The organism is Rhodococcus sp. 077-4 (genome assembly GCF_047782425.1).
Classification (GTDB): Bacteria; Actinomycetota; Actinomycetes; order Mycobacteriales; family Mycobacteriaceae; genus Rhodococcoides.
On the sequence record NZ_JAJPWC010000004.1, the window covers coordinates 38,799 to 60,657 of the forward strand.

Annotated in this window: 20 protein-coding genes and 2 tRNA genes; 11 read left to right on the top strand and 11 right to left on the bottom strand. The window is 64.0% G+C overall.

Annotation, left to right across the window (positions count from 1 at the left end; genetic code table 11):
* Positions 1–89: 89 nt before the first annotated feature.
* A complete protein-coding gene (locus ACNEOT_RS20580) occupies positions 90–1,481 on the top strand; it encodes an LLM class flavin-dependent oxidoreductase (RefSeq protein ID WP_415976446.1) in 1,392 nt (463 codons plus the stop codon).
* Here ACNEOT_RS20580 and ACNEOT_RS20585 read toward each other — a convergent pair.
* The 3 genes from ACNEOT_RS20585 to ACNEOT_RS20595 all read right to left on the bottom strand — a co-directional run bounded on the left by ACNEOT_RS20585 (position 1,482) and on the right by ACNEOT_RS20595 (position 2,559).
* Positions 1,482–1,556: transfer RNA gene (locus ACNEOT_RS20585), tRNA-Val, on the bottom strand.
* 86 nt (positions 1,557–1,642) lie between these two features.
* Positions 1,643–2,104 carry a peroxiredoxin gene (locus ACNEOT_RS20590; RefSeq protein WP_415976448.1) on the bottom strand — a complete coding sequence of 154 codons (462 nt, stop codon included), beginning with the start codon at positions 2,102–2,104 and terminating at the stop codon, positions 1,643–1,645.
* A gap of 32 nt (positions 2,105–2,136) precedes the next feature.
* Entirely contained in the window at positions 2,137–2,559 is a 423-nt protein-coding gene (locus ACNEOT_RS20595) for a DUF3052 domain-containing protein (protein ID WP_032390975.1), read from the bottom strand.
* A gap of 256 nt (positions 2,560–2,815) precedes the next feature.
* On the opposite strand from ACNEOT_RS20595, the gene aceE reads away from it, so the two are divergent.
* The 6 genes from aceE (at position 2,816) to ACNEOT_RS20625 (ending at position 11,410) form a co-directional block, all read left to right on the top strand.
* Positions 2,816–5,635, top strand: coding sequence for a pyruvate dehydrogenase (acetyl-transferring), homodimeric type (gene aceE, locus ACNEOT_RS20600; RefSeq protein WP_415976450.1), 2,820 nt, complete (start codon positions 2,816–2,818; stop codon positions 5,633–5,635).
* Positions 5,636–5,722: 87 nt separating this feature from the next.
* Positions 5,723–7,117, top strand: coding sequence for a PucR family transcriptional regulator (locus ACNEOT_RS20605; protein ID WP_415976451.1), 1,395 nt, complete (start codon positions 5,723–5,725; stop codon positions 7,115–7,117).
* Positions 7,118–7,245: 128 nt separating this feature from the next.
* Positions 7,246–8,154, top strand: coding sequence for an ACP S-malonyltransferase (locus ACNEOT_RS20610; RefSeq protein ID WP_415976453.1), 909 nt, complete (start codon positions 7,246–7,248; stop codon positions 8,152–8,154).
* Between the two features lie 88 nt (positions 8,155–8,242).
* A complete protein-coding gene (gene acpM / locus ACNEOT_RS20615; RefSeq protein WP_415976713.1) occupies positions 8,243–8,587 on the top strand; it encodes a meromycolate extension acyl carrier protein AcpM in 345 nt (114 codons plus the stop codon).
* 8 nt (positions 8,588–8,595) lie between these two features.
* Entirely contained in the window at positions 8,596–9,846 is a 1,251-nt protein-coding gene (locus ACNEOT_RS20620) for a KasA/KasB family beta-ketoacyl-ACP synthase (protein WP_415976454.1), read from the top strand.
* Between the two features lie 130 nt (positions 9,847–9,976).
* A complete protein-coding gene (locus ACNEOT_RS20625; protein ID WP_415976456.1) occupies positions 9,977–11,410 on the top strand; it encodes an acyl-CoA carboxylase subunit beta in 1,434 nt (477 codons plus the stop codon).
* Between the two features lie 178 nt (positions 11,411–11,588).
* Here the strand turns inward: ACNEOT_RS20625 and ACNEOT_RS20630 are convergent, their stop codons facing one another.
* The 3 genes from ACNEOT_RS20630 to ACNEOT_RS20640 form a co-directional block, all read right to left on the bottom strand.
* Complete coding sequence (locus tag ACNEOT_RS20630; RefSeq protein ID WP_415976714.1) at positions 11,589–12,038, bottom strand: cold-shock protein; 450 nt, start codon at positions 12,036–12,038, stop codon at positions 11,589–11,591.
* A gap of 91 nt (positions 12,039–12,129) precedes the next feature.
* Positions 12,130–12,642 carry a DUF3145 domain-containing protein gene (locus tag ACNEOT_RS20635; protein ID WP_415976458.1) on the bottom strand — a complete coding sequence of 171 codons (513 nt, stop codon included), beginning with the start codon at positions 12,640–12,642 and terminating at the stop codon, positions 12,130–12,132.
* A 144-nt stretch (positions 12,643–12,786) separates the two neighbouring features.
* Positions 12,787–13,590: a serine hydrolase domain-containing protein gene (locus ACNEOT_RS20640; protein WP_415976460.1), complete on the bottom strand. Its 804-nt coding sequence runs from the start codon at positions 13,588–13,590 to the stop codon at positions 12,787–12,789.
* A gap of 86 nt (positions 13,591–13,676) precedes the next feature.
* On the opposite strand from ACNEOT_RS20640, the gene ACNEOT_RS20645 reads away from it, so the two are divergent.
* Positions 13,677–15,812 carry a molybdopterin-dependent oxidoreductase gene (locus ACNEOT_RS20645; protein WP_415976462.1) on the top strand — a complete coding sequence of 712 codons (2,136 nt, stop codon included), beginning with the start codon at positions 13,677–13,679 and terminating at the stop codon, positions 15,810–15,812.
* A 69-nt stretch (positions 15,813–15,881) separates the two neighbouring features.
* Positions 15,882–15,958 (top strand) — tRNA-Ile (locus ACNEOT_RS20650).
* 345 nt (positions 15,959–16,303) lie between these two features.
* Here ACNEOT_RS20650 and ACNEOT_RS20655 read toward each other — a convergent pair.
* Positions 16,304–16,894, bottom strand: coding sequence for an alpha/beta fold hydrolase (locus tag ACNEOT_RS20655; RefSeq protein ID WP_415976464.1), 591 nt, complete (start codon positions 16,892–16,894; stop codon positions 16,304–16,306).
* A gap of 157 nt (positions 16,895–17,051) precedes the next feature.
* Between ACNEOT_RS20655 and ACNEOT_RS20660 the strand changes: the two genes are divergently transcribed.
* A complete protein-coding gene (locus ACNEOT_RS20660) occupies positions 17,052–17,672 on the top strand; it encodes a YdeI/OmpD-associated family protein (protein WP_415976465.1) in 621 nt (206 codons plus the stop codon).
* A gap of 6 nt (positions 17,673–17,678) precedes the next feature.
* On the opposite strand, the gene ACNEOT_RS20665 is transcribed toward ACNEOT_RS20660, so the two are convergent.
* Complete coding sequence (locus tag ACNEOT_RS20665) at positions 17,679–18,146, bottom strand: universal stress protein (RefSeq protein ID WP_415976467.1); 468 nt, start codon at positions 18,144–18,146, stop codon at positions 17,679–17,681.
* A 113-nt stretch (positions 18,147–18,259) separates the two neighbouring features.
* Between ACNEOT_RS20665 and ACNEOT_RS20670 the strand changes: the two genes are divergently transcribed.
* Positions 18,260–18,982 (top strand): GAF and ANTAR domain-containing protein, encoded by a 723-nt coding sequence (locus ACNEOT_RS20670; protein ID WP_415976468.1) that lies wholly within the window; start codon positions 18,260–18,262, stop codon positions 18,980–18,982.
* A gap of 9 nt (positions 18,983–18,991) precedes the next feature.
* Here ACNEOT_RS20670 and ACNEOT_RS20675 read toward each other — a convergent pair whose 3' ends face one another.
* The 3 genes from ACNEOT_RS20675 to ACNEOT_RS20685 form a co-directional block, all read right to left on the bottom strand.
* Entirely contained in the window at positions 18,992–20,458 is a 1,467-nt protein-coding gene (locus ACNEOT_RS20675; protein ID WP_415976470.1) for a DHA2 family efflux MFS transporter permease subunit, read from the bottom strand.
* A gap of 22 nt (positions 20,459–20,480) precedes the next feature.
* Positions 20,481–20,633, bottom strand: coding sequence for a hypothetical protein (locus ACNEOT_RS20680; protein ID WP_415976472.1), 153 nt, complete (start codon positions 20,631–20,633; stop codon positions 20,481–20,483).
* A gap of 129 nt (positions 20,634–20,762) precedes the next feature.
* Entirely contained in the window at positions 20,763–21,833 is a 1,071-nt protein-coding gene (locus ACNEOT_RS20685; RefSeq protein WP_415976474.1) for an NAD(P)/FAD-dependent oxidoreductase, read from the bottom strand.
* Between the last annotated feature and the right edge of the window lie 26 nt (positions 21,834–21,859).

Below are 21,859 nucleotides of genomic sequence, written 5' to 3' on the forward strand. Positions count from 1 at the left end.
GATCCGAACTGTTCCCACCCGCCTGGGTCGTCGGTAGCGTCGCAGCGCTGTCGAATCCAGACAGGTCGTCCCGCCGAAGGAGTTCCCCTGTGCCACGCGAGATTCGTTTCAATGCCTTCGACATGAATTGCGTCGCGCATCAGTCCCCTGGCCTGTGGCGGCATCCGTCGGATCAGTCGTGGCGATACAAGGAACTCGGTTACTGGACCGATTTGGCAAAACTGTTGGAGCGCGGCCTGTTCGACGGTTTGTTCGTCGCCGACGTCCTCGGCACGTACGACGTGTACGGCGGAAATCACGACGCCGCGATCCGGCACGGTGCACAGATACCGGTGTCGGATCCGTTGCTGCTCGTCAGTGCGCAGGCCGCGGTCACCGAGCATCTGGGCTTCGGCATCACTGCAGGTACCGGTTTCGAGCATCCGTATCCATTTGCGCGACGGCTCTCGACGCTCGACCATCTGACCAACGGCCGGATCGGGTGGAACGTCGTCACCGGCTATCTGCCGTCGGCGGCGCAGAACATGGGCCACGACGACCAGCTGAAGCACGACGATCGTTACGACCATGCCGACGAGTACCTCGAGGTGCTCTACAAGCTGTGGGAGGCCTCGTGGGACGACGATGCGGTGATCCGCGATCGCGAGTCCGGCGTGTTCACCGATCCCACCAAAGTGCATCGAATCGACCACCGCGGCAAGCACTTCACGGTGCCCGGTATCCACCTCGCCGAGCCGTCGCCGCAGCGAACGCCGGTGATCTTCCAGGCCGGCGCGTCGCCACGTGGCGTACGGTTCGCGGCACAGAATGCGGAAGCGATCTTTGTCGGCGCACCCACGAAGGAGATTCTGGCGCAGACGGTTTCGAATATTCGTCGAGCATTGCGCGATGCCGGTCGAGATCCGTACTCGGCGCGGATCTATCAGCTGCTCACCATCGTCACCGACGAGACGTCAGAGCTCGCCCACGCCAAGCACGACGAGTATCGGTCGTATGCCAGCGCCGAGGGCGCGTTGGTGTTCATGTCGGGGTGGATGGGCGTCGACCTGTCGCGGTATGCCCTCGACGAGCCGCTGGGCAATGTCGAGAGCAACGCAATTCAGTCGTTCGTCGCGTCGTTCCAGTCCATCGGGGCGGACGGCAAGGAATGGACGGTGCGAGATATCGCCGAGTGGGGCGGTATCGGCGGTGCCGGTCCTCGCATCGTCGGCTCCCCCGACGAGGTCGCAGACCAATTGCAGGAGTGGGTGGACGAGACCGACGTCGACGGCTTCAATCTCGCATACGCCATCACTCCGGGGACGTTCGAGGATGTAGTTCGATTCATCGTCCCCGAATTGCAGCGGCGGGGTATCTACCGGACCGAATACACGCCGGGCACATTGCGCCACAAGCTCTTCGAAAAGGGTGACCGACTGCCCGAGGAACACCGGGCGCAGCAGATCGTGCGAGAGGTTCGGGCGGGCCGACAATTGGGGTGATGGTGGGCGCAGAGGGGTTCGAACCCCCGACCGCTGGTGTGTAAAACCAGAGCTCTACCGCTGAGCTATACGCCCGAGTGCCGGTGGCCTGGGAAAACCCCGGGCCACCGGAACGCTTGGAGAAATTTATCGTGTCTGATCTCTAACTACAATTCCGCAGGTCAGCTCACCTGTGCGAGCGCCTCGGCCCACGATGAACTGTCGCGAGCCTCACCTGGTTCGTTCATTTCGGCGAACCTGATGATTCCGGATTTGTCGACCACGAAGGTGCCGCGATTGGCGAATCCGGCTTTGTCGTTGAAAACCCCGTAGGCCTGAGCAACCTCACCGTGCGGCCAGAAGTCCGAGAGCAGCGGAAAGGTGTAGCCCTGTTCTGCTGCCCAGATCTTGTGGGTCGGAGGTGGACCCACCGAGATCGCCAACACTGCGGTGTCGTCGTTCTCGAAGGTCGGCAACTCGTCGCGTACTTTGCACAGCTCGCCTTGGCACGTGCCGGTGAAGGCCAGTGGATAGAACACGAGCAGAACGTTTTTCACGTTCCTGTACGACGACAGCGTCACCAGTTGGTTGTTCTGATCCTTCAGAGTGAAGTCGGGCGCAACCGCGCCAACCTCGAGCGGCATCTAGAACCGTCTTCCTGTGTCGAGCATCTCCCCTACCGCTTGGTGGTAGGGGTCTTGGGCTGAACCAATCGACTTCCGATCCAGTCACCGAGGTTTGCCGCAGAGGTCTGCGTCAATCCTGCGGTCGGGGCGGACTCGGCAATCTCGCTGGGTTCGACGTGACCGGACATGCCGGTCTTGGGGCTGAGGACCCACACGATGCCATCGTCCGAGAGCGGCCCGATGGCATCCATGAGTGCATCGACCAGGTCACCGTCTCCGTCGCGCCACCACAGCAGTACAACGTCGATCACCTCGTCGGAATCCTCGTCGAGGGTCTCGCCACCGATCGCATCTTCTACGTCGGCGCGCAGATCATCGTCGGTGTCCTCGTCCCAGCCCAGCTCCTGTACGACCATGTCGCGAGTGATGCCAAGTTTCTGAGCGTAGTTCTGAGCGTCCGCCGCGGCGACCACGGTGGTGACCTCCTTGAATTGTGGGTGCAGTAGACAAAGCGAACAGGGTCGAAGCCGTTCGCGCAAGCTGACCGCGCCGAAATTGAGTACATAAATTTCTACTGGTGGGTATTGGACCTCTGTACTACCAGAACCAACGAGATGTAGCAGGATTGGGGGGAATCACGAGAACGAGGAAAGTAGACCGCCGTCACAGGGGCGGGCTACCGGGACCGGGCGCCACACCGAGCGTCCGCCACATTGAGGAGTGCACACGTTGTCCGAAGTGAACAGCGGCGAACGGCAGAACACATCGTCTGCAGGCAAGAAGGGCTCGGACGGACGGGTCCGCGTCATCCGTGAGGGTGTCGCGTCGTACCTTCCCGATATCGACAACGACGAGACCAACGAATGGATCGAATCGTTCGACGGCTTGTTGGAGAGATCCGGCCCCAACCGCGCTCGCTACCTGATGCTCAGGTTGCTCGAGCGCGCCGGTGAGCGCCGCGTCGCTCTGCCGTCGCTGACATCGACGGATTACGTCAACACCATTCCCACCGAGAACGAGCCGTGGTTCCCCGGCGACGAGTCGATGGAACGCCGCTACCGCGCCTGGATCCGCTGGAATGCGGCCATCATGGTGCACCGCGCGCAGCGTCCCGGCGTCGGCGTCGGTGGACACATCTCCACGTACGCTTCGTCGGCAGCGCTGTACGAGGTCGGCTTCAACCACTTCTTCCGCGGCAAGGACCACCCGGGCGGCGGCGACCACATCTTCATCCAGGGTCACGCCTCCCCCGGCATCTACGCCCGCGCTTTCCTCGAAGGCCGCATTCCGGCCGAGCGTATGGACGGGTTCCGCCAGGAAGCGAGCCACGAGCAGGAGGGCGGCGGATTGCCGTCGTACCCGCACCCGCGTCTGATGCAGGACTTCTGGGAGTTCCCGACGGTGTCGATGGGTCTCGGCCCGATGAACGCCATCTACCAGGCCCGCTTCAATCACTACCTCAACGACCGAGGCATCAAGGACACCACCGATCAGCACGTGTGGGCGTTCCTCGGCGACGGCGAGATGGACGAGCCGGAATCGCGCGGCCTCGCACACGTGGCCGCCACCGAGGGTCTCGACAACCTCACGTTCGTCGTCAACTGCAACCTGCAGCGCCTCGACGGTCCGGTCCGCGGCAACGGCAAGATCATTCAGGAACTCGAATCGTTCTTCCGCGGTGCCGGCTGGAACGTCATCAAGGTCGTCTGGGGTCGCGAGTGGGATGCCCTGCTGCATGCAGACCGCGACGGCGCGCTCGTCAATCTGATGAACACCACCCCCGACGGTGATTTCCAGACCTACAAGGCCAACGACGGCGGCTACGTCCGCGACAACTTCTTCGGCCGCGATCCGCGCACCAAGGAATTGGTCAAGGACCTCACCGACGATCAGATCTGGAACCTCAAGCGCGGCGGCCACGACTACCGCAAGGTGCACGCTGCCTACGCGGCCGCGATGTCGCACAAGGGCCAGCCGACGGTCATCCTGGCGCACACCATCAAGGGCTACACCCTCGGCAAGCACTTCGAGGGTCGCAACGCCACGCACCAGATGAAGAAGCTGACGCTCGACGATCTCAAGACGTTCCGCGACATCCAGCACATCCCGATCTCCGACGAGGAGCTCGAGAAGGATCCGTACATGCCGCCGTACTACCACCCCGGTGCGGACGCTCCCGAGATCCAGTACATGCTCGATCGCCGCAGCAAGCTCGGTGGATTCGTCCCCGAGCGGCGAGTGGACGTCAAGCCGCTGCCGCAGCCGGGCGACGACACCTACAAGACGTTGCGCAAGGGTTCCGGCAAGCAGGAAGTCGCCACCACCATGGCGCTCGTGCGCGTCATGAAGGAGTTGTTGCGAGACAAGGAGATCGGCCACCGAATCGTGCCGATCATCCCCGACGAGGCCCGCACGTTCGGTATGGACTCGTGGTTCCCGTCGCTGAAGATCTACAACCGCAACGGTCAGCTGTACACCTCGGTGGACTCGGAGCTGATGCTCGCCTACAAGGAGAGCTCGGTCGGTCAGATCCTGCACGAGGGCATCAACGAGGCCGGCTCCACGTCGTCGTTCACCGCAGTCGGCACCTCGTACGCCACGCACGGCGAGGTCATGATCCCGCTGTACATCTTCTACTCGATGTTCGGATTCCAGCGCACCGGCGACGGTCTCTGGGCAGCGGCAGACCAGATGGCTCGTGGATTCGTGCTCGGCGCTACGGCAGGTCGCACCACCCTCACCGGTGAGGGCCTGCAGCACGCCGACGGTCATTCGCTGCTCCTGGCGTCGACCAATCCGGCTGCCGTGGCCTACGACCCGGCGTTCTCGTACGAGATCGCGCACATCGTCAAGGACGGTCTGCGCCGGATGTACGGCGGCACCGAGGGCGTCGAAGGCTTCGGCGGCGAGAACATTTTCTACTACATCACCCTCTACAACGAGCCGTACGTGCAGCCGGCCGAGCCGGAGAACCTCGACATCGAGGGTCTGCTCAAGGGCATCTACCGGTTCGCGGCTCCGCAGGACGGCGACGGACCCGAGGCGCAGCTGCTGGCGTCGGGCGTCGGCATGGTCTCGGCCCGCAAGGCTCGCGAGCTGCTGTTCGAGGAGTGGGGCGTGCGTGCGGCCGTGTGGTCGGTGACCTCGTGGGGCGAGCTGCGCCGTGACGGCGTCGACGCCGAGCGGGAGTCTCTGCGCAATCCCGGTGCCGACAAGCGAGTTCCGTTCGTCACCGCGGCATTGGCCGACGCCAACGGCCCGGTCGTCGCGTCCTCGGATTGGATGCGTGCGGTTCCGGACCAGATCCGTCAGTGGGTTCCGGGCGATTACGTCACCCTCGGCACCGACGGCTTCGGATTCTCCGATACCCGTCCGGCCGCGCGACGGGTCTTCAACGTCGATGCCGAGTCGATCGTCGTCGCCACGTTGTCTGCTCTCGCCGCGTCCGGTGAGATCGACAAGTCCAAGGCAGTCGAGGCTGCGGAGAAGTACAAGATCGACGACGTCACCGCTGCTCCGACGTCGTTCGCCGACACCGGTTCCGCGTAGGTTCCATCCCTGATCGGCCGGCCCCCGTCCCACGTCGCGAAGTACGTCCATCGCGATGGGGGCGGGGGTCGGGCGTAAGTTCTCACTATGTCCGATGCGAAACCCGGTTCACCGGACAGTGCGTCCGCACGCGAAGTGTCCCGCCGCGACGCCTACCGCGAGGCGTTGCGAGATTCGTTGAACCGCGATCCCCTGACGACGGACAACGAAGTGCATCTTCCGGTGGCCTCGTTGGCACCCTCGCGTCAGAAGCGCGATCCCCTGCCCGACGCCCTGTTGCGACGCGTCAAGCAGTTCTCCGGCCGACTCTCGACCGAGGCCGTGACGACGATGCAGGGCCAACTGCCGTTCTTCGGCGACCTCGACGCGGCCCAGCGCGCCAGCGTTCAGTTGTTGATTCAGACCGCCGTCGACAACTTTCTCGAGTGGTTGAAGAACCCCAACAGCGATATCCGCTTCAGCCTCGACGCATTTCAGGTCATTCCCCAAGACCTGGCCCGACGCCTCACTCTGCGTCAGACCGTCGACATGGTCCGGGTGGCGATGGAGTTCTTCGAGCAGTGGCTCCCGGCGCTGGCACGCAACGACCATCAGTTGGTGGCCCTGACCGAGGCCGTGCTGCGGTACGGGCGCGAGCTCGGCTTTGCCGCCGCGTCGGTCTACGCGAGCGCGGCCGAATCCCGCGGTGCCTGGGACACCCGCCTCGAAGCCCTCGTCGTCGACGCCGTCGTGCGAGGAGACACCGGCTCGGACATGCTCTCGCGCGCCGCCACGTTGAACTGGGATGCCACCGCGCCCGCAACGGTGCTGGTCGGCACTCCCCCGGAGGATCGAGGCGTCTCGGTGGTGGGAACCGTGCACGCCGTGGCGCAGAAACACGGCCGCGCGGCGCTAGCCGTGGTGCAGGGCACGCGGCTGGTGATGGTCGTCAGCGGTCAGCTGGACGACACCGCCGCGCATCGAGCATTCATCGACGACATGCTGCAGAACTTCTCCGACGGACCCGTCGTCATCGGCCCCACCACTCGCACCCTCGGCGCGGCGCACTCGAGCGCGGTGGAGGCGTTCGCCGGGATGCAGGCCGTGGCGGGCTGGCGGGGCGCTCCGCGTCCCGTGCACGCGGGCGAGCTCCTGCCCGAGCGAGCATTGCTGAACGACAATGCGGCGATATCGGCGTTGAACGACCACATAGTGGTTCCGTTGGCCGGTGCGGGTTCCGGATTGGCCGACACGCTCGACGCCTATCTGGACTGTGGTGGTGCCGTGGAAACCTGCGCACGGCAGCTGTTTGTTCATCCAAATACGGTCCGCTACCGCCTCAAGCGCATTGCCGAGGTGACCGGTCGCGATCCCACTCACCCGCGCGATGCGTACGTGCTCAGGGTCGCGGCAACGGTAGGTAGGTTGGCTCGAACGCATCACGAACCGCCTCATCCTGCCCCATATGTCACACAGGTCACATTCGGAGAAGTAGTCACGTAACACCGAACCACCCTCCGGCGATAGCGGATCCCCACGAGGCAATTTGTAGGGTTCCCACAAATTGCTTGTAAAGAGTTCATCGAGCGCGACATCACTCATTCGGTCTCCGACAGTGTTCTCTTAACCCTGTGATTGCGTTGCTTGCGCCCGGTCAGGGCTCCCAGACTCCCGGCATGCTGTTGCCTTGGCTCGAATTGCCGGGTGCGGCAGATCGACTCGCGCTGTGGTCCAAGGCCTCCGGTCTCGACCTCGTCCGTCTCGGCACAACGGCTACCGCCGAGGAGATCACCGACACCGCGGTGACCCAGCCTCTGGTCGTGGCATCGGCACTGCTCGCATTCGAGGAAATCGCATCGCGCGGTCTGCTCCCCGACGACGCCATCGTCGCCGGACATTCGGTGGGCGAGCTCGCTGCCGCCGCAATCGCCGGCGTCATCTCCTCGGACGACGCAGTGTCGCTCGCAGCAGTCCGCGGCGCAGCGATGGCCAAGGCCTGCGCACTCGAACCGACCGGCATGTCCGCCGTCCTCGGCGGCGACGAAGCTGCCGTACTGGCCCGCCTCGAAGAACTGGACCTCGCGCCGGCCAACATCAATGCCGCCGGTCAGATCGTCGCAGCCGGACTGCTGACCAAGCTCGCCGAGCTGGCCGAGAGCGCGCCCGAGAAGGCCCGCGTTCGCGCGCTGCCGGTCGCGGGCGCATTCCACACCAAGTACATGGCGTCGGCGGGCAACACCGTAGCCTCGGCCGCTGCTGCCATCACTCCCTCCGAGCCGACACGGACGCTGCTGTCCAACTCGGACGGGCAGCCGGTCACCTCGGGTGCCGACGCACTGAACAAGCTTGCAGCGCAGGTCACTCGCCCCGTGCGATGGGATCTGTGCAACGCCTACCTGCGCACCGCGCAGGTCACCGGCCTCGTCGAACTGCCCCCGTCAGGCGCACTGGTCGGCATCGCCAAGCGTGAACTGCGCGGCGTCGCCAACGTCGGCCTGAAAACACCGGCGGACATTGCCTCGATAGCCGAGCTCGGTTAACTCGACCCCCACACTTCGCAGTCACAGCACTGCGGATCACACTTCCACTCCCCGAGTGGCAGAAATGCACGATCGCGTCTCGAAGCACATGACTTCGGCGTTCTACACAAAAGAGAAGGGACCCACAACAGTGGCCAGCCAGGAAGACCTCATCGCCGGACTTGCAGAGATCATCGAGGAGGTCACGGGCATCGAACCGTCCGAGGTGACCATCGAGAAGTCCTTCGTGGACGACCTCGACATCGACTCGCTCTCCATGGTCGAGATCGCAGTGCAGACCGAGGACAAGTACGGCGTGAAGATCCCCGACGAGGACCTCGCAGGTCTGCGTACCGTCGGCGACGCCGTCAACTACATCCAGAAGCTCGAAGCGGAGAACCCGGAAGCCGCAGAAGCTATCAAGGCCAAGCTCGACGACTCCGCGAGCGAGTGACACGGCCCATGACCAACCCATCCACCGCCAACGGACGCTTCCCCAGTGTCGTCGTCACCAGCCTCGCTGCGACCACGTCACTCGCGGGTGACGTCGATGCCACGTGGAAGGGTCTGCTCAACGGCGACAGCGGTATCCACGCTCTCGAGGACGACTTCGTTTCGGAGTTCGGTTTGCCCGTGCGGATCGGCGGACACCTCGCGGTCAATCCGCAAACTCTGCTCTCACGGGTCGAGATCCGTCGCCTGAGCTACGTGGAGCAGCTGTCCACGGTGCTCGGTCGTGAGGTCTGGAAGAACGCCGGCTCGCCCGACGTCGATCCTCTTCGCCTCGGTGTGTCGATCGGTACCGGTCTCGGTGGCGGCGACGCACTGATCGACGCCAACGACAAGATGAAGGCCGGCGGCTACCGCAAGGTGTCTCCGCTCGCCGTTCAGATGGTCATGCCGAACGGCCCCGCAGCGGTCGTCGGACTCGAGCTCAAAGCACAGGCCGGCGTCATCACCCCCGTCTCCGCCTGCTCCTCGGGATCGGAAGCCATCGCACACGCGTGGCGGATGATCGTGATGGGCGACGCGGACATGGTCGTCACCGGCGGCGTCGAGGGCTACATCGACGCGGTTCCGATCGCCAGCTTCTCCATGATGCGGGCGATGAGCACCAACAACGACAACCCGAAGGGTGCGTCACGTCCGTTCGACAAGGATCGTGACGGATTCGTCTTCGGTGAAGCGGGCGCGCTCATGGTCATCGAGACCGAGGAGCACGCCAAGGCTCGCGGCGCAACGATCCACGCCCGCCTGCTCGGTGCCGGAATCACCTCCGACGGTTTCCACCTCGTGGCTCCCGACCCGGAGGGCAAGGGTGCCGCGCGCGCCATGCAGCGTGCGATCGAAACCGCAGGCCTGCAGAAGTCCGACATCACCCACGTGAACGCCCACGCAACGGCAACTCCCATCGGAGACACCGCCGAAGCGCTGGCGATCAACAAGGCCGTCGGAAATCACGCAGCGGTGTACGCACCGAAATCCGCTCTCGGCCACTCGATCGGTGCCGTCGGCGCTCTCGAGTCGGTTCTGACGGTGCTGGCAGTGCGAGAGGGAATCATCCCTCCCACACTGAATTTGGAGAACCAGGATCCCGAGATCGATCTCGACGTCGTCAAGGGCGAGCCCCGCGTCGGACAGATCGATTACGCGATCAACAACTCGTTCGGATTCGGTGGGCACAACGTAGCGCTCGCCTTCGGAAAGGCGTGATGCACTGAGTCGATCGTTTCGACTCAGCGAATCTCGCTCTCGCAGTGCATGATCCGAACCGGGGACCGTTCCTCGCGAACGGCCCCGGTTCGGGCCTCGCCCCCACGGGGGCCCTGAAGAAGGACAAGCGATGACAATTCTGGCTCCCGTCACACGATCCGGTACCTCCACCGATCCCCGCGATCCACTCGCCCGCCTCGAGAATCTCTTCGATTCCGGAACCACTGTGCCCCTGCACGATCGGGACAAGTCCGGAATCCTCGCAGCGTCCGGTGAGATCGACGGAGTCCACACCATCGCTTACTGCTCCGATGCCACCGTCATGGGCGGCGCCATGGGCGTCGACGGTTGCAAGCACATCGTCGCCGCCATCGACACGGCCATCGAGCAGCGCGCTCCGATCGTCGGCGTCTGGCACTCCGGAGGCGCTCGCCTCGCCGAGGGCGTCGAAGCCCTCCATGCCGTCGGACTCGTTTTCGAGGCCATGGTTCGAGCGTCCGGCCTCATCCCCCAAATTTCCGTCGTCCTCGGCTTCGCAGCCGGTGGAGCCGCCTACGGTCCTGCGTTGACCGACGTCGTCATCATGGCTCCCGAGGGACGCGTATTCGTCACCGGTCCCGACGTCGTCCGCAGTGTCACCGGTGAGCAAGTCGATATGGAGTCGCTCGGCGGCCCCGACACCCACCACAAGAAGTCCGGCGTGTGCCACATCGTCGCCGACAGCGAGATGGACGCGTTCACTCGCGCCCGCCGTTTGGTGTCCATGTTCTGCGAGCAGGGCGACTTCGACATTGCCGCTGCCGAGCACGGCGACACCGACCTGCGCGCACTGATGCCCGAATCCAACCGTCGCGCATACGATGTCCACCCGATCGTGCACGAGTTGCTGGACAACGTCGAAGGCGAATCGACCTTCGAGGAGTTCCAGGGCGGCTGGGCTCGCAGCATCGTCATCGGTCTCGGCCGCATCAGCGGCCGCACCGTCGGCGTCATCGCCAACAATCCCATTCGTCTCGGTGGCTGCCTCAACTCCGAAAGCGCCGAGAAGGCAGCACGTTTCGTGCGCCTGTGCGACGCATTCGGCATTCCGCTGATCGTGGTCGTGGACGTCCCCGGATACCTACCCGGTGTCAGCATGGAGTGGGAAGGCGTCGTGCGCCGAGGCGCGAAGCTGTTGCACGCCTTCGCAGAAGCCACCGTTCCCCGCGTCACCCTGGTTACGCGCAAGATCTACGGCGGCGCATACATCGCCATGAACGCCCGCGCACTCGGAGCCACCGCCGTCTACGCCTGGCCCGGCTCCGAAGTTGCCGTCATGGGCGCGAAAGCCGCCGTCGGCATCCTGCACAAGAAGGCACTCGCGGCAGCTCCCGAGGAGGAGCGTGAGGCACTGCATGACCGCCTCACCGTCGAACACGAAAGCATCGCCGGTGGCGTCGAGCGTGCGGTGGCCATCGGCGTCGTCGACGAAGTCATCGAGCCGAGCAAGACCCGCAGCACCGTCGCCAAGGCTCTCGCGGCCGCGCCCGCCGCACGCGGCAACCACAAGAACATCCCACTCTGATCCCTCGGCGCGGCTCTTGTCTTGTGCCCGCCCTCGTTGGGTCGCCCCCTGTTGGTCTCTCCCCCCGTTGGGATCCCCGGTTGGGATCAATGTGGATTTCAGTCACTCAGAACGCAACAAAGCCGCATTCATCCGGAACCGGGCCGCCCCAGGGCGGGATGGAGCGGCTACGCGTCGGTCAGCTCTCGATCCACTTGTGGTCGTGAGCAACTCGTAGCATTGCTGACCTGACGTCCAGGATCTGCGCCGCGGTCAGGGTTCCGTTGGAGATCAGCAGCGCCTCGGTCACTTCGGCGATGAAATCCGCCTCGGACAGGACGTCGCAGATGACGTCCTCGAGGTTCTGATGTTCGGTCACCGGTACGGTGTTGTGGAACGGTACGTCGGGCTTGTGTCGGGTGACCAGGGCGGTCGAGGCGGGACTGTCGATGATCTGCACCTGCGTCGCCTTGAGTCCCCGATCGCCGTCGACGGCAACGTATTCGACGCGAACTCCCGGTGCCAACAGTCGCTTGTCGAAATCCAGATCGTTGACGTGGATGAACACGTCCTCGCCGCCCTCGTCCGGCGCTACGAATCCGTACCCCTTGAACTCGTCGAATCGAATTACTTTTCCGGTCGACAACATCGAACTCACCACTCCACGGTCGTTCCCACATGCCTACCCCAGGCACGCACGCGAAACTACCGCGACACCAGACCCCCAGCAACTCGCCCGACTAGCCGACGTTGCGGCTCAACCACGTGACTTCTGCTCCGGCTCCACCGGTGCGGTAGGGCTCGAGGGCGGCGTCCCAGTCCGAACCGAGCGCGTGCTCCACGGCCGCGGTGAGGTTGCCCTGATTGTTTTCCATGAGGGCGCGCAGTCGCATCTCCCCGAGCACCACGTCGCCGTTCGCGCTCGTCGATCCGCGCCACAGACCCAATCCGGGTACGTGTGAGAACCGTTCGCCGTCGACGCCTTCGCTGGCGTCTTCGGTCACCTCGAAGCGCAGCATCTGCCACGAACGCAGAATGCCTGCGAGCCTCGCTCCGGTACCGACCGGGCCGATCCAGTCGGTGGTGGCGCGCAGCTGCCCGTCGGAGGCAGGCTGCGCAGACCACTTCAAATTCGCACGGCAATCGAGGGCGTCGGACAACGCCCATTCGACGTGCGGGCACAACGCAGCGGGCGACGAGTGGATGTACACAACACCCGACGTCGCCTCTGCGAACTGATTCGATCCACGCATTGCACTACCTCCAGCTTCGACGAGGGACGTCTTCCCCAACGACCTCGACATGCTTCGGCTGGCTGCAGTGAATCAACACGTATGTGTACTAGTGTGCCCCGAGTTACCCCTGTTGCGCCAGTGCAATCTGTGAGCGGTCGATCTTCACCCTGCCAGGACGGCGTCCGACAGAGCGGGCCACAGCGGTTTCGCCCAGTCTCCGAAGGCTCGGTCGGTCAACACCACGCACGCCGTCCGCACGGTCGGGTCCACCCACAGAAACGTTCCCGCTTGTCCGAAGTGGCCGAAAGTGGCCGTCGAATTGTTGCGCCCTGTCCAGTGCGGCGTCTTCTCACCGCGCAGCTCGAACCCGAGCCCCCAATCGCAGGGCTTGTGCGATCCATAGCCGGGCACGATTCCGTTGAGGCCGGGGAACTGCACGCCTGTCGCCGACGAGAGCGTCTGCGACGCGAGGAGCGTCGGTTCCAACAACTCCGCCGCGAACCTCGTCAGGTCCGCCAGAGTGGAGCTGGCACTGTGCCCTGCCGATCCCGGTAGCGCGGTGTTCGTCATCTGCAGTGGCCGACAAACAGCCTCGTCGAGGTAGTCCGGAAAAGCGATGCCCGCCTCGGTCTCGATCAGCTCGGCCAGCACCTCGAAGCCGGCGCTCGAGTAGATCCGCTTGGTGCCGGCCGCCGCCTGCACCGTGCGGTCGCCGAAAGCCAGTCCCGACGCGTGTGCAAGTAGGTGACGCACCGTCGACCCTTCCGGTCCGGCGGGTTGATCGAGCTCTACCGCACCTTCCTCGACGGCGACGAGCACTGCGTACGCGGTGAGCAGTTTGGTCACCGAGGCCAGCTCGTAGACACGCTGGGTGTCGCCGACCTCCTCACGAACTCCGGAGTCGGTGACGACGGCGGCACTGACATGGTCGACGGGCCACGAGGCGGTGAGTTCGAGGGTGGTCACGATCCGAGAGCCTAATTGTCGCTCGTTGACGGTGCCCCGGTCCCCCGCCGGGCTACGCTCGCACCACAGGAGTGGGAGGAATTGCGATGTCGGTTGTGTATGGATCGTGCAATCTGTGCGAAGCGATCTGTGGGCTCGAGTTCACGGTGGAGAACGACGCGGTGGTCTCGATCCGCGGTGACGAGAAGGACCCCCTCTCGCGCGGGCACATCTGCCCGAAGGCGCTGTCGCTGATCGATCTGCATGCCGACACCGACCGACTCACCACACCGGTCAAACGTGTGGGTGAGAAGTGGGAGAAGATCAGCTGGAACGAGGCCTACGACCTCGTGATCGACGGTTTGCTCTCCACGCGCAAGAAGTACGGCCGCAACGCCGTCGGCGTCTATCAGGGCAATCCCAACGTGCATTCGATGGGCGCGATGACGCACGGCATTCCGTTCACCTCGCTGCTGCGGACCCGCAATCGCTACTCCGCCACGTCGCTGGATCAGCTACCGCATCAACTCGTCGACCACCTTCTGTACGGCCACCAGTTGCTGCTGCCGATTCCGGACATCGATCGAACCGAGTTCTTCCTCGTCCTCGGCGGCAACCCGATGGCCTCGAACGGCTCCATGATGACCGTGCCTGATTTCGCCAAAAGGGCGCGGGCATTACGCAAACGGGGCGGACGGCTGGTCGTGGTGGATCCACGCAAGACCGAAACCGCCGATATCGCGGACACACACTTCTTCGTGCGTCCCGGCAGCGACGCTCTGTTGCTGCTCGCCATGATTCACACGATCGTCGCCGACGGCACCGTGCGGGTGGCCGAGTACATCGACGGGGCCGATCGGCTCGCCGAACTGGTCGCGGAGTTCACTCCGGTGTCCGTGGCTCCGATTGTCGGCATGACGTCGGACGAGATTTCGACACTCGCGCGAGATTTCGCCGCCGCGACGTCGGCTGTCGCGTACGGCCGGATGGGGGTGTCCACCCAGCAGTTCGGCACCGTATGCCAGTGGGCCATACAGGTTCTCAACATCATCACGGGCAATCTCGATCGCCCCGGCGGTGCCATCGTGACCGATCCCGCAGTCGATCTGATTTCGCAGGGCATCGTCGGTCGCGGCCATTTCGACAAGTGGCGCAGTCGCGTTCGCGATCTGCCCGAGTTCGCGGGCGAATACCCCTGTTCGACGCTCGTCGACGAGATCACCACCGAAGGTAAGGACCAGATCCGTGCCATGGCGGTCCTCTCCGGCAACCCGGTGTTGTCGATGCCCGGCGGCACCACTCTGAACGACGCGTTCGCGGGTCTCGATTTCATGGTGTCGTTCGACTTCTACATCAACGAGACCTCGCGTCACGCGCACGTGATTCTGCCGCCGACCATGTCTCTCGAACGTGATCACTACGACCTGATCTTCAATTCGTTCGCGGTACACAACACCGCTAAGTACATGCCGGCGGTCCTGCCCAAGAAGGCTGGGGCAAAGCATGATTGGGAGATATTCCGAGATCTGTCGCTGCGCTACAAGAGTCGGATGGCCGGTTCGACGGTCGATCGACTGAAGTCGCGACTGATGCCGAAAAGCATGATCGGTGAGGCTCGGCTGCGCCTGTCCCCCGCTCGGACCCTGGACATTCTGCTTCGTAGTCGACGAAAAGGGCTGTCGCTGAGCAAGCTTCGGGCCAACCCGCACGGCATCGACCTCGGGCCACTGCGTCCCGGGTTTCCGCAGAAATTGAGGACGCGGGACAAGCGGGTGCAGCTGATCCAGGACATCGTGGTTGCCGAACTCCCCGCGTTGGTGGATCTGATGCATTCCAGCGCGATTCCCGACGGCGACGAGCTGCTACTGATCGGCCGGCGGCACCTGCGCAGCAACAACTCGTGGATGCACAACACCGCCCGGCTCACCAAAGGCAAAGCGCGACATCAGCTTCTGGCTCACCCGGACGACCTGTTGCAGCGCGGCATCGAGGACGGAGCGATGGTGTCGGTCACCTCCGCCGCCGGAACCGTCGACATCGAGGTGGCAGCGTCGGAGAAGATGATGCCGGGTGTGGTGAGCATGCCGCACGGGTTCGGGCATCAGCGCCCGGGCGTGCAGTTGTCGGTCGCGACGACGGTGACCGGCCCCAGCGTCAACGACATCACCGACCCCAACCGCGTCGACGCCGTCTCGGCAAATGCGATTCTCAATGGTGTTCCGGTGCAGGTCCGGGCGAAATAGCTGCCCCGCTGCGCCGTCGAGACGACGCGATTCTGTACGATTCTGCTGGCTCGTACCTGGTACGGGATTGGGGCGGTAGCTCAGTCGGTTAGAGCCGTGGACTCATAATCCATTGGTCGCGGGTTCGAGCCCCGCCCGCCCCACCACGAGGTCGACGGTCGAAGACTGTCGCGAGAGCCAGTCCAGGATCACTCGGTTCACTTCGTCGGGTCGTTCTTGTTGGATCCAATGGCCGCAATGTAGTTCCACCACTTCCACATCGGGCACCAGAGACGCCAGATTGGGGGTTCTCGGAACCGCGTCGTTGTCACCGAAGATCATGAGGGCGGGCTGACGAATGATCGGGTCTACGTCCGCCAGCAGGTACCAGTTCCGGTACCAATTGATGCTGCTGGTAAATCCCGATGTCTCGAATGCCGAGACGAAGACCTCCAACTCTCTCTCACTCATGATCGGCTCGCCGACCGGAACATCGGCCCGGGCCGAATCGATCAGCGCCATTCCCGGACGAGGCTCTGTGGGAGGTTGGTTCTTCCGATACATGTTGCGAAGGAATCGACGTGTGTTGTCCTCCAGAACGGCGTCCGCGACGCCGGGCTGTCGATTGAAGTGGACGAAGTAGAAGTCGCTGCCCAGCACGGTTTCCATGAATCCACCCAGGGCACGTCCCCGCGCTCGGGGTAGGGCACGCTCAGGTTGATCACCTTGTTCACGCGGTCGGGGTGCAACAAGGTCAGTCCCCACACGACGATCGCACCCCAGTCGTGCCCGACGAACGTCGCATTTTCGTAGCCGTAGTGATCGAGGAGTGCCACCAGGTCTCCCGCCAGGTGTTCTATGTCATAGTCCGTCACCTTCGGCGGACGGGCCGAGTTTCCGTAGCCACGCTGGTTCGGGACGATGACGTGGTAACCCGCTGCGACCAGAGCGGGAACCTGGTACCGCCACGAGTAGGCGAGTTCCGGCCATCCGTGACATAGCACGATCGGCTCACCGGCATCTTCTCGACCTGCCTCGAACACTTCGAGTTTCACACCGTTGACGGGGATGCGGACCGGTTGGGGAAAGTCGGACGAATTCACTGGTGCTCCTTTTCGATGGGCTGGAGATCGTGTGCGGATCGACCGGCCACTCGAAGATAGGGAGCATTGCGGACACCCACTGTCCTCGATCATGGGCACAATTCAGAGATGTGGAAGCACAAGCCTCGACACCAGTACGAGTGAATGGAGAAGCCGAGTGATCGCTTCGGAGGCATTTCCTTCAGCGTCCGACCACCCACCGACGTGGAAGTTCGACTACCCGATCGTTCATGCCGAGACTCGGGCGCAGTGGCGAACCTGGCTGGCGCACAATCACATGTCGACCCGAGGCGTGTGGCTGTGTTCGTGGCGCAGCAGCACCGACCGACCACGCTGTCCGTACCCCGAGGCGGTCGAGGAAGCGATCTGCTTCGGCTGGATCGACTCCACCAACACCGTCCTCGACGGCGAGCGCGGCTTGCAGCTGTTCACGCCGCGTAGACCCAAGAGTCAGTGGACCCGTCTCAACCGTGATCGCGCAGCCGATATGGACGAGCGGGGCCTCATGACCGACGCGGGTCGTCGTGCCATAACGGCGGCGAAATCCAATGGCTGGTGGACCATTTCCGATCAGGTCGAGGACCTGGTGGAACCACTAGAGCTCGAGACGGCGTTGGACCGCAACCCGCAGGCTCGAAGCCACTGGGACAGTTTCCCGCCCAGCGCCCGCAAACAGATGCTGTGGTGGATCGTCAGTGCCGCTCGCGACACAACTCGGTCGGGTCGAATCGCTCAGGTCGTCGCCGACGCGGCAGCCGGTCTACGTACCCGCGGCTGACACCGTTCAGGGCACCACCGTCACGGGCCAGCGGCCGGCTTTGACCAAGCGCACCGCAACCGAACCGGCGATTCGATGTCCCGCATTCTCGGAGGCCCCCACCACAACGGCGTCGGTGCGCAGTTGTTCTGCGACGGCGATCAGCCCGTTGTACGGATCACCCTGTGCGGTGCGGAACTCCCACCGCACGTGCTCGCGGTCCCCGAATCGGACGGCCGAGGTTCTGATGTACTCCAGCAGTTCGTCGGCGATCTGCTGACCGGTTTCGACGAGGGAGATGCCGGCCTGGCCCCAGGACGCCGTCGCGATGGGTTGCACGTAGACCAGCACGAGCAACGACCGCTGCCTGCGTGCGAGTCCCGCGGCGTAGGCAGCGGCGCGCCAGGAAGGATCGGAACCGTCGACCCCCACCACGATCGACTTCGGACCATCGTGGCCGTACTCGAAACCGGTGGACTCCTGCGCATCGCTCACGAGTTGAGGCTACTGCTGGTACCCGCCCGTTCGAACACCCCATCCGGTGGCGGTACGGTTGGTGCACTTCGAGCGCCGGTCGCTCGAACACTCACATCGGACGGAAGTAGCACGTGAACGACGACTCGCAGCTCGATGGCCCGTCGACGGATCCAGCTACGGTGTTCGCCGCTCTGGCCGACATTGTGTATCGAGGCAGCAGCGCGGACGAGATCTACACCGCGATCTGCAACGCCGCCACACTCCTGGTTCCCCACTGTGATCACGCGAGCCTGATGCTGATGCGCCACGGAAAGCCCGTTACCGTCGCTGCCTCGGACGACGTCGCTCGGGTCGTCGACGACATCGAGCGCGCCACCGGCGAAGGCCCGTGCCTGGATGCGATCACCAGCGAGGCAGCACAGCTCGAGGCAGACTTCCGGACACCCACCCAGTGGCCCGCGATGGCACGCGGTGTCTTGAACCGCACGCCGGTGCGAGGGGCAATGGGTTTTCGTCTCAAAGTGGACGGCACGAAGGTGGGCGCACTCAACCTGTTCACCGACAAGCCCGGAGTGTTCGACGCCGACGCCGCGGGCAAGGCAATCATTCTGACGGCGTTCACGGCAGTTACCGTCGCGGCCGTGTCGAACGGGCAGGAAGCATCGACGCTGCGTGGCGGGCTCGAAAGCAACCGCGAGATCGGCAAGGCCATCGGCCTGATCATGGCTCTGCACGATGTGACCGGCGACGAGGCGTTTGCCCTGTTGCGTAAGTCCTCCCAGGACCTGAACGTCAAGATCGCCGACCTCGCAGCAACTGTCGTCGATCGACACGGCAAGGGCTTGACCACCTGAGCCGTGGGCTCAGGGCGCGGCGGTGACCTTCTTCGGGAGCGCGAACACCAACGCCAATGCGACAACACTGAAGGCTGCGCTGACGGCCATCGCCATCGCCGCGCCGTGCAGAAAGCCGGATCCGACGGTATCGGGTCCGGTGATGTTCAGAGACCCGAACAGCACACTGCCTATCACGGCGATGCCTATGGCCGAGCCGACGCGCTGCATGGTGGAGATGACCCCGCTCGCCGCTCCTGCATCATCGCGGTCCACGGTCGCGACGATGAACTGCGCGTTGGGTGCGATGAACGCGCCGTTACCGAGCCCCGCGATGAACAGCGGAACCAGCAGCGTCCAGTGCGTGATCGTGTCGGCAGAGCTGGTCGCGAGGATGATCCACAGCCATATCAGCCCGATCGAGACGAGCGACGCGCCGAGTATCAGGACGGTTCGGCCGAGACGAATCGTGAGCTTGTTGCTCTGTGAGGCCGCGATGATGCTACCGATAGCGAACGGTATCGAGACCAGTCCCGATGCCAGTGCCGTGTTCCCGAGTCCCGTCTGCCACAGCAGCGAGATGGTGAAGAAGATGCTCGTGAACGCCGCGAAGTAGACGAGCGCGAGGATCACACCGCCGGTGAACGCCGGACGGGTGAACAAGCGAGGTGGCACCAACGGATTCTGTCCGCGTCCGGTCCGAATCACTTCCCACCGGCCGAACAATGCGATGAGAACCAGCCCCGCCGCGATAGTCAGGTAGGTCCACAACGGCCAGCCCAGTTCCTGACCCTCGATCAGCGGAACGAGCACTGCGATGAGACCTAGTGAGATGAGAACCAGTCCGAGCCAGTCGATTCCGGGCCGGGCAGCCGGCGCGGCATCGGTTTGGCTCGGTAGCAACACCGCGGCCGCGACCAGACCGATGATTCCGATGGGCAGATTGACCCAGAAGACCAACCGCCAGCCGTTCTCGTCGCCGAACGCCTGAATGATCAGGCCACCGACGATGGGACCGAGCGCGGTCGATACTCCGATGACCGCACCCATGATGGCGAATGCCTTACCGCGCACGGGTCCTGGAAACAACAGTTGGATGAATGCGGTGACTGCAGGTACGAACATGCCGCCCGCCAACCCCTGAACGACACGCGCGACGACCAGTTGCAGATCGTCCTGAGCCAGCCCACACGCGAAGCTCGCGAGGGTGAACAGCGCGAGCCCGGTGAAGAACACCCACTTGTGCCCGATGCGGTCGCCCACCTTGCCCGCCGGAATGAGAGCCAGCCCGAAGGCAAGCGCGTACCCCGAGATGATCCACGACAGAACCGATTCCGATGCGTCCAACGTGGTGCTGATCGTCGGCAGTGCAACGTTGACGATGGTGGTGTCGAGCAGGGCCATGAACATGCCGAGCAGCAGAACCACGAGCGCCTTCCAGGAGCGCGTGGGTACCGCTGTTGCCGGAGACGTTGCAGACGCGATTCCGTCGGTCACTGTGCAGCCCCTCGTCGTCCGGTCATTGTCCGATCATTGCAGTTGCGACGAAGACCCACGAGAGTCCGGTGGCCAGAAACACGAACGCCGATGCGACGATTCGGCCGCCCCACAGCGTCTCCACGAGCGCTGTCTCCGCGAGAGTTGTCGCGCTTGCCGTATCCGTCGGCGTCATGATCGATTTTCCACCCTGCATCCGCAACCCTCGTCATTTCCGGCCGCTGGATACCCCGGGAACCCGTGCCGAAACTAATGCGCCGCGACAACTGCCTCCGAAGCGGAAAGTCAGCGACGTACGTCTTCGTCAGGTGGACATGCCGTGGCGGCGATCTCCCAGAACGCGGTCGGACACTCGGGCTTCCATTGCGGCCGAGAACGGCCCGTTGCGACCCTGCACGGCCCAGGCTGTCTCTTCCTGGACCAGGTCGGCATTGATGTTCATCCCCGCCACAGTGCCGTCGGCCGCCGCGACGATGACCTGCGCTGCCGCATTCGACAAATTTCCTGCGACGTACACACCGGGGGCTGCGGCCGACCCTGCAGGACCGGGTTCGATGAAGGTGACCATTCCGGAGAACAATTGTTGTGCGGTCAGTCCGAGCGACTCGTCGAGAATGTCGACACTGGCTTTCGTCTTCGCCCCCACCACCACCGTCTGCAGATCGAAATTCCGGCCGTTGTCCACGGTCAAACCACTCAGGATGCCGTCCACGGAGTCGACCGATGTCACCGCGCCTGCGACGACCTGCACCGACCTCGCTGCCAGCTGATCCCATTCCTGCTCGCTCGGGGCCACCGTGTCGTTGAGAAACAAGGTGATCGTGTCGGACCACTGCCGAAACAGCAGACTCTGATACACCGACATAGGGCTGGTGCCGACGACTCCGATGCGTTGGCCGCGGATCTCGTAGCCGTGGCAATAGGGGCAATGCAGGACGCCTCTGCCCCACTGTTCGGCCAGGCCCGCAATCGGCGGCAGTTCGTCGACGAGACCGCCGGCGAGCAAGAGTCGTCGTCCGAACACCATGCGGCCGTCGGCCAGAACCACCTCGAATCCACCGGACAATCGCCGTGCGCGCACGGCCTCGGCATCGACGATCGTCACACCGTAGTTCCGTGCTTCCTCGCGACCGACTGCGAGCAGGGCACTCGGGTTCATCCCTTCGCGGCTGAGAAAGCCGTGCACGCCGTCGGCCGGCGCGTTTCGCGGTGATCCCGCGTCGACCACCACGACCGATCGCAGTGCCCGACCGAGGGTGACCGCGGCGCTCAGACCTGCTGAGCCACCGCCGATCACGACAACGTCGCATCGGTAGTTCGTGTCGTCCTTCGTGGTCGAGGTCATGTTCTTGGTCTCCCATTCGTTCGCGGTCACACGAGGCTCGCCGGAAGGGAGCGATA

Bases quoted from the DNA above. Each gene is read 5' to 3' on its own strand.
- ACNEOT_RS20645 (WP_415976462.1), top strand. From the start codon at position 13,677: ATGTCGGTTGTGTATGGATCGTGCAATCTGTGCGAAGCGATCTGTGGG.
- ACNEOT_RS20625 (WP_415976456.1), top strand. From the start codon at position 9,977: ATGACAATTCTGGCTCCCGTCACACGATCCGGTACCTCCACCGATCCC.
- ACNEOT_RS20590 (WP_415976448.1), bottom strand. From the start codon at position 2,104: ATGCCGCTCGAGGTTGGCGCGGTTGCGCCCGACTTCACTCTGAAGGAT.
- ACNEOT_RS20605 (WP_415976451.1), top strand. From the start codon at position 5,723: ATGTCCGATGCGAAACCCGGTTCACCGGACAGTGCGTCCGCACGCGAA.
- ACNEOT_RS20635 (WP_415976458.1), bottom strand. From the start codon at position 12,642: ATGCGTGGATCGAATCAGTTCGCAGAGGCGACGTCGGGTGTTGTGTAC.
- ACNEOT_RS20620 (WP_415976454.1), top strand. From the start codon at position 8,596: ATGACCAACCCATCCACCGCCAACGGACGCTTCCCCAGTGTCGTCGTC.
- acpM (WP_415976713.1), top strand. From the start codon at position 8,243: ATGACTTCGGCGTTCTACACAAAAGAGAAGGGACCCACAACAGTGGCC.
- ACNEOT_RS20630 (WP_415976714.1), bottom strand. From the start codon at position 12,038: ATGTTGTCGACCGGAAAAGTAATTCGATTCGACGAGTTCAAGGGGTAC.
- ACNEOT_RS20680 (WP_415976472.1), bottom strand. From the start codon at position 20,633: ATGACGCCGACGGATACGGCAAGCGCGACAACTCTCGCGGAGACAGCG.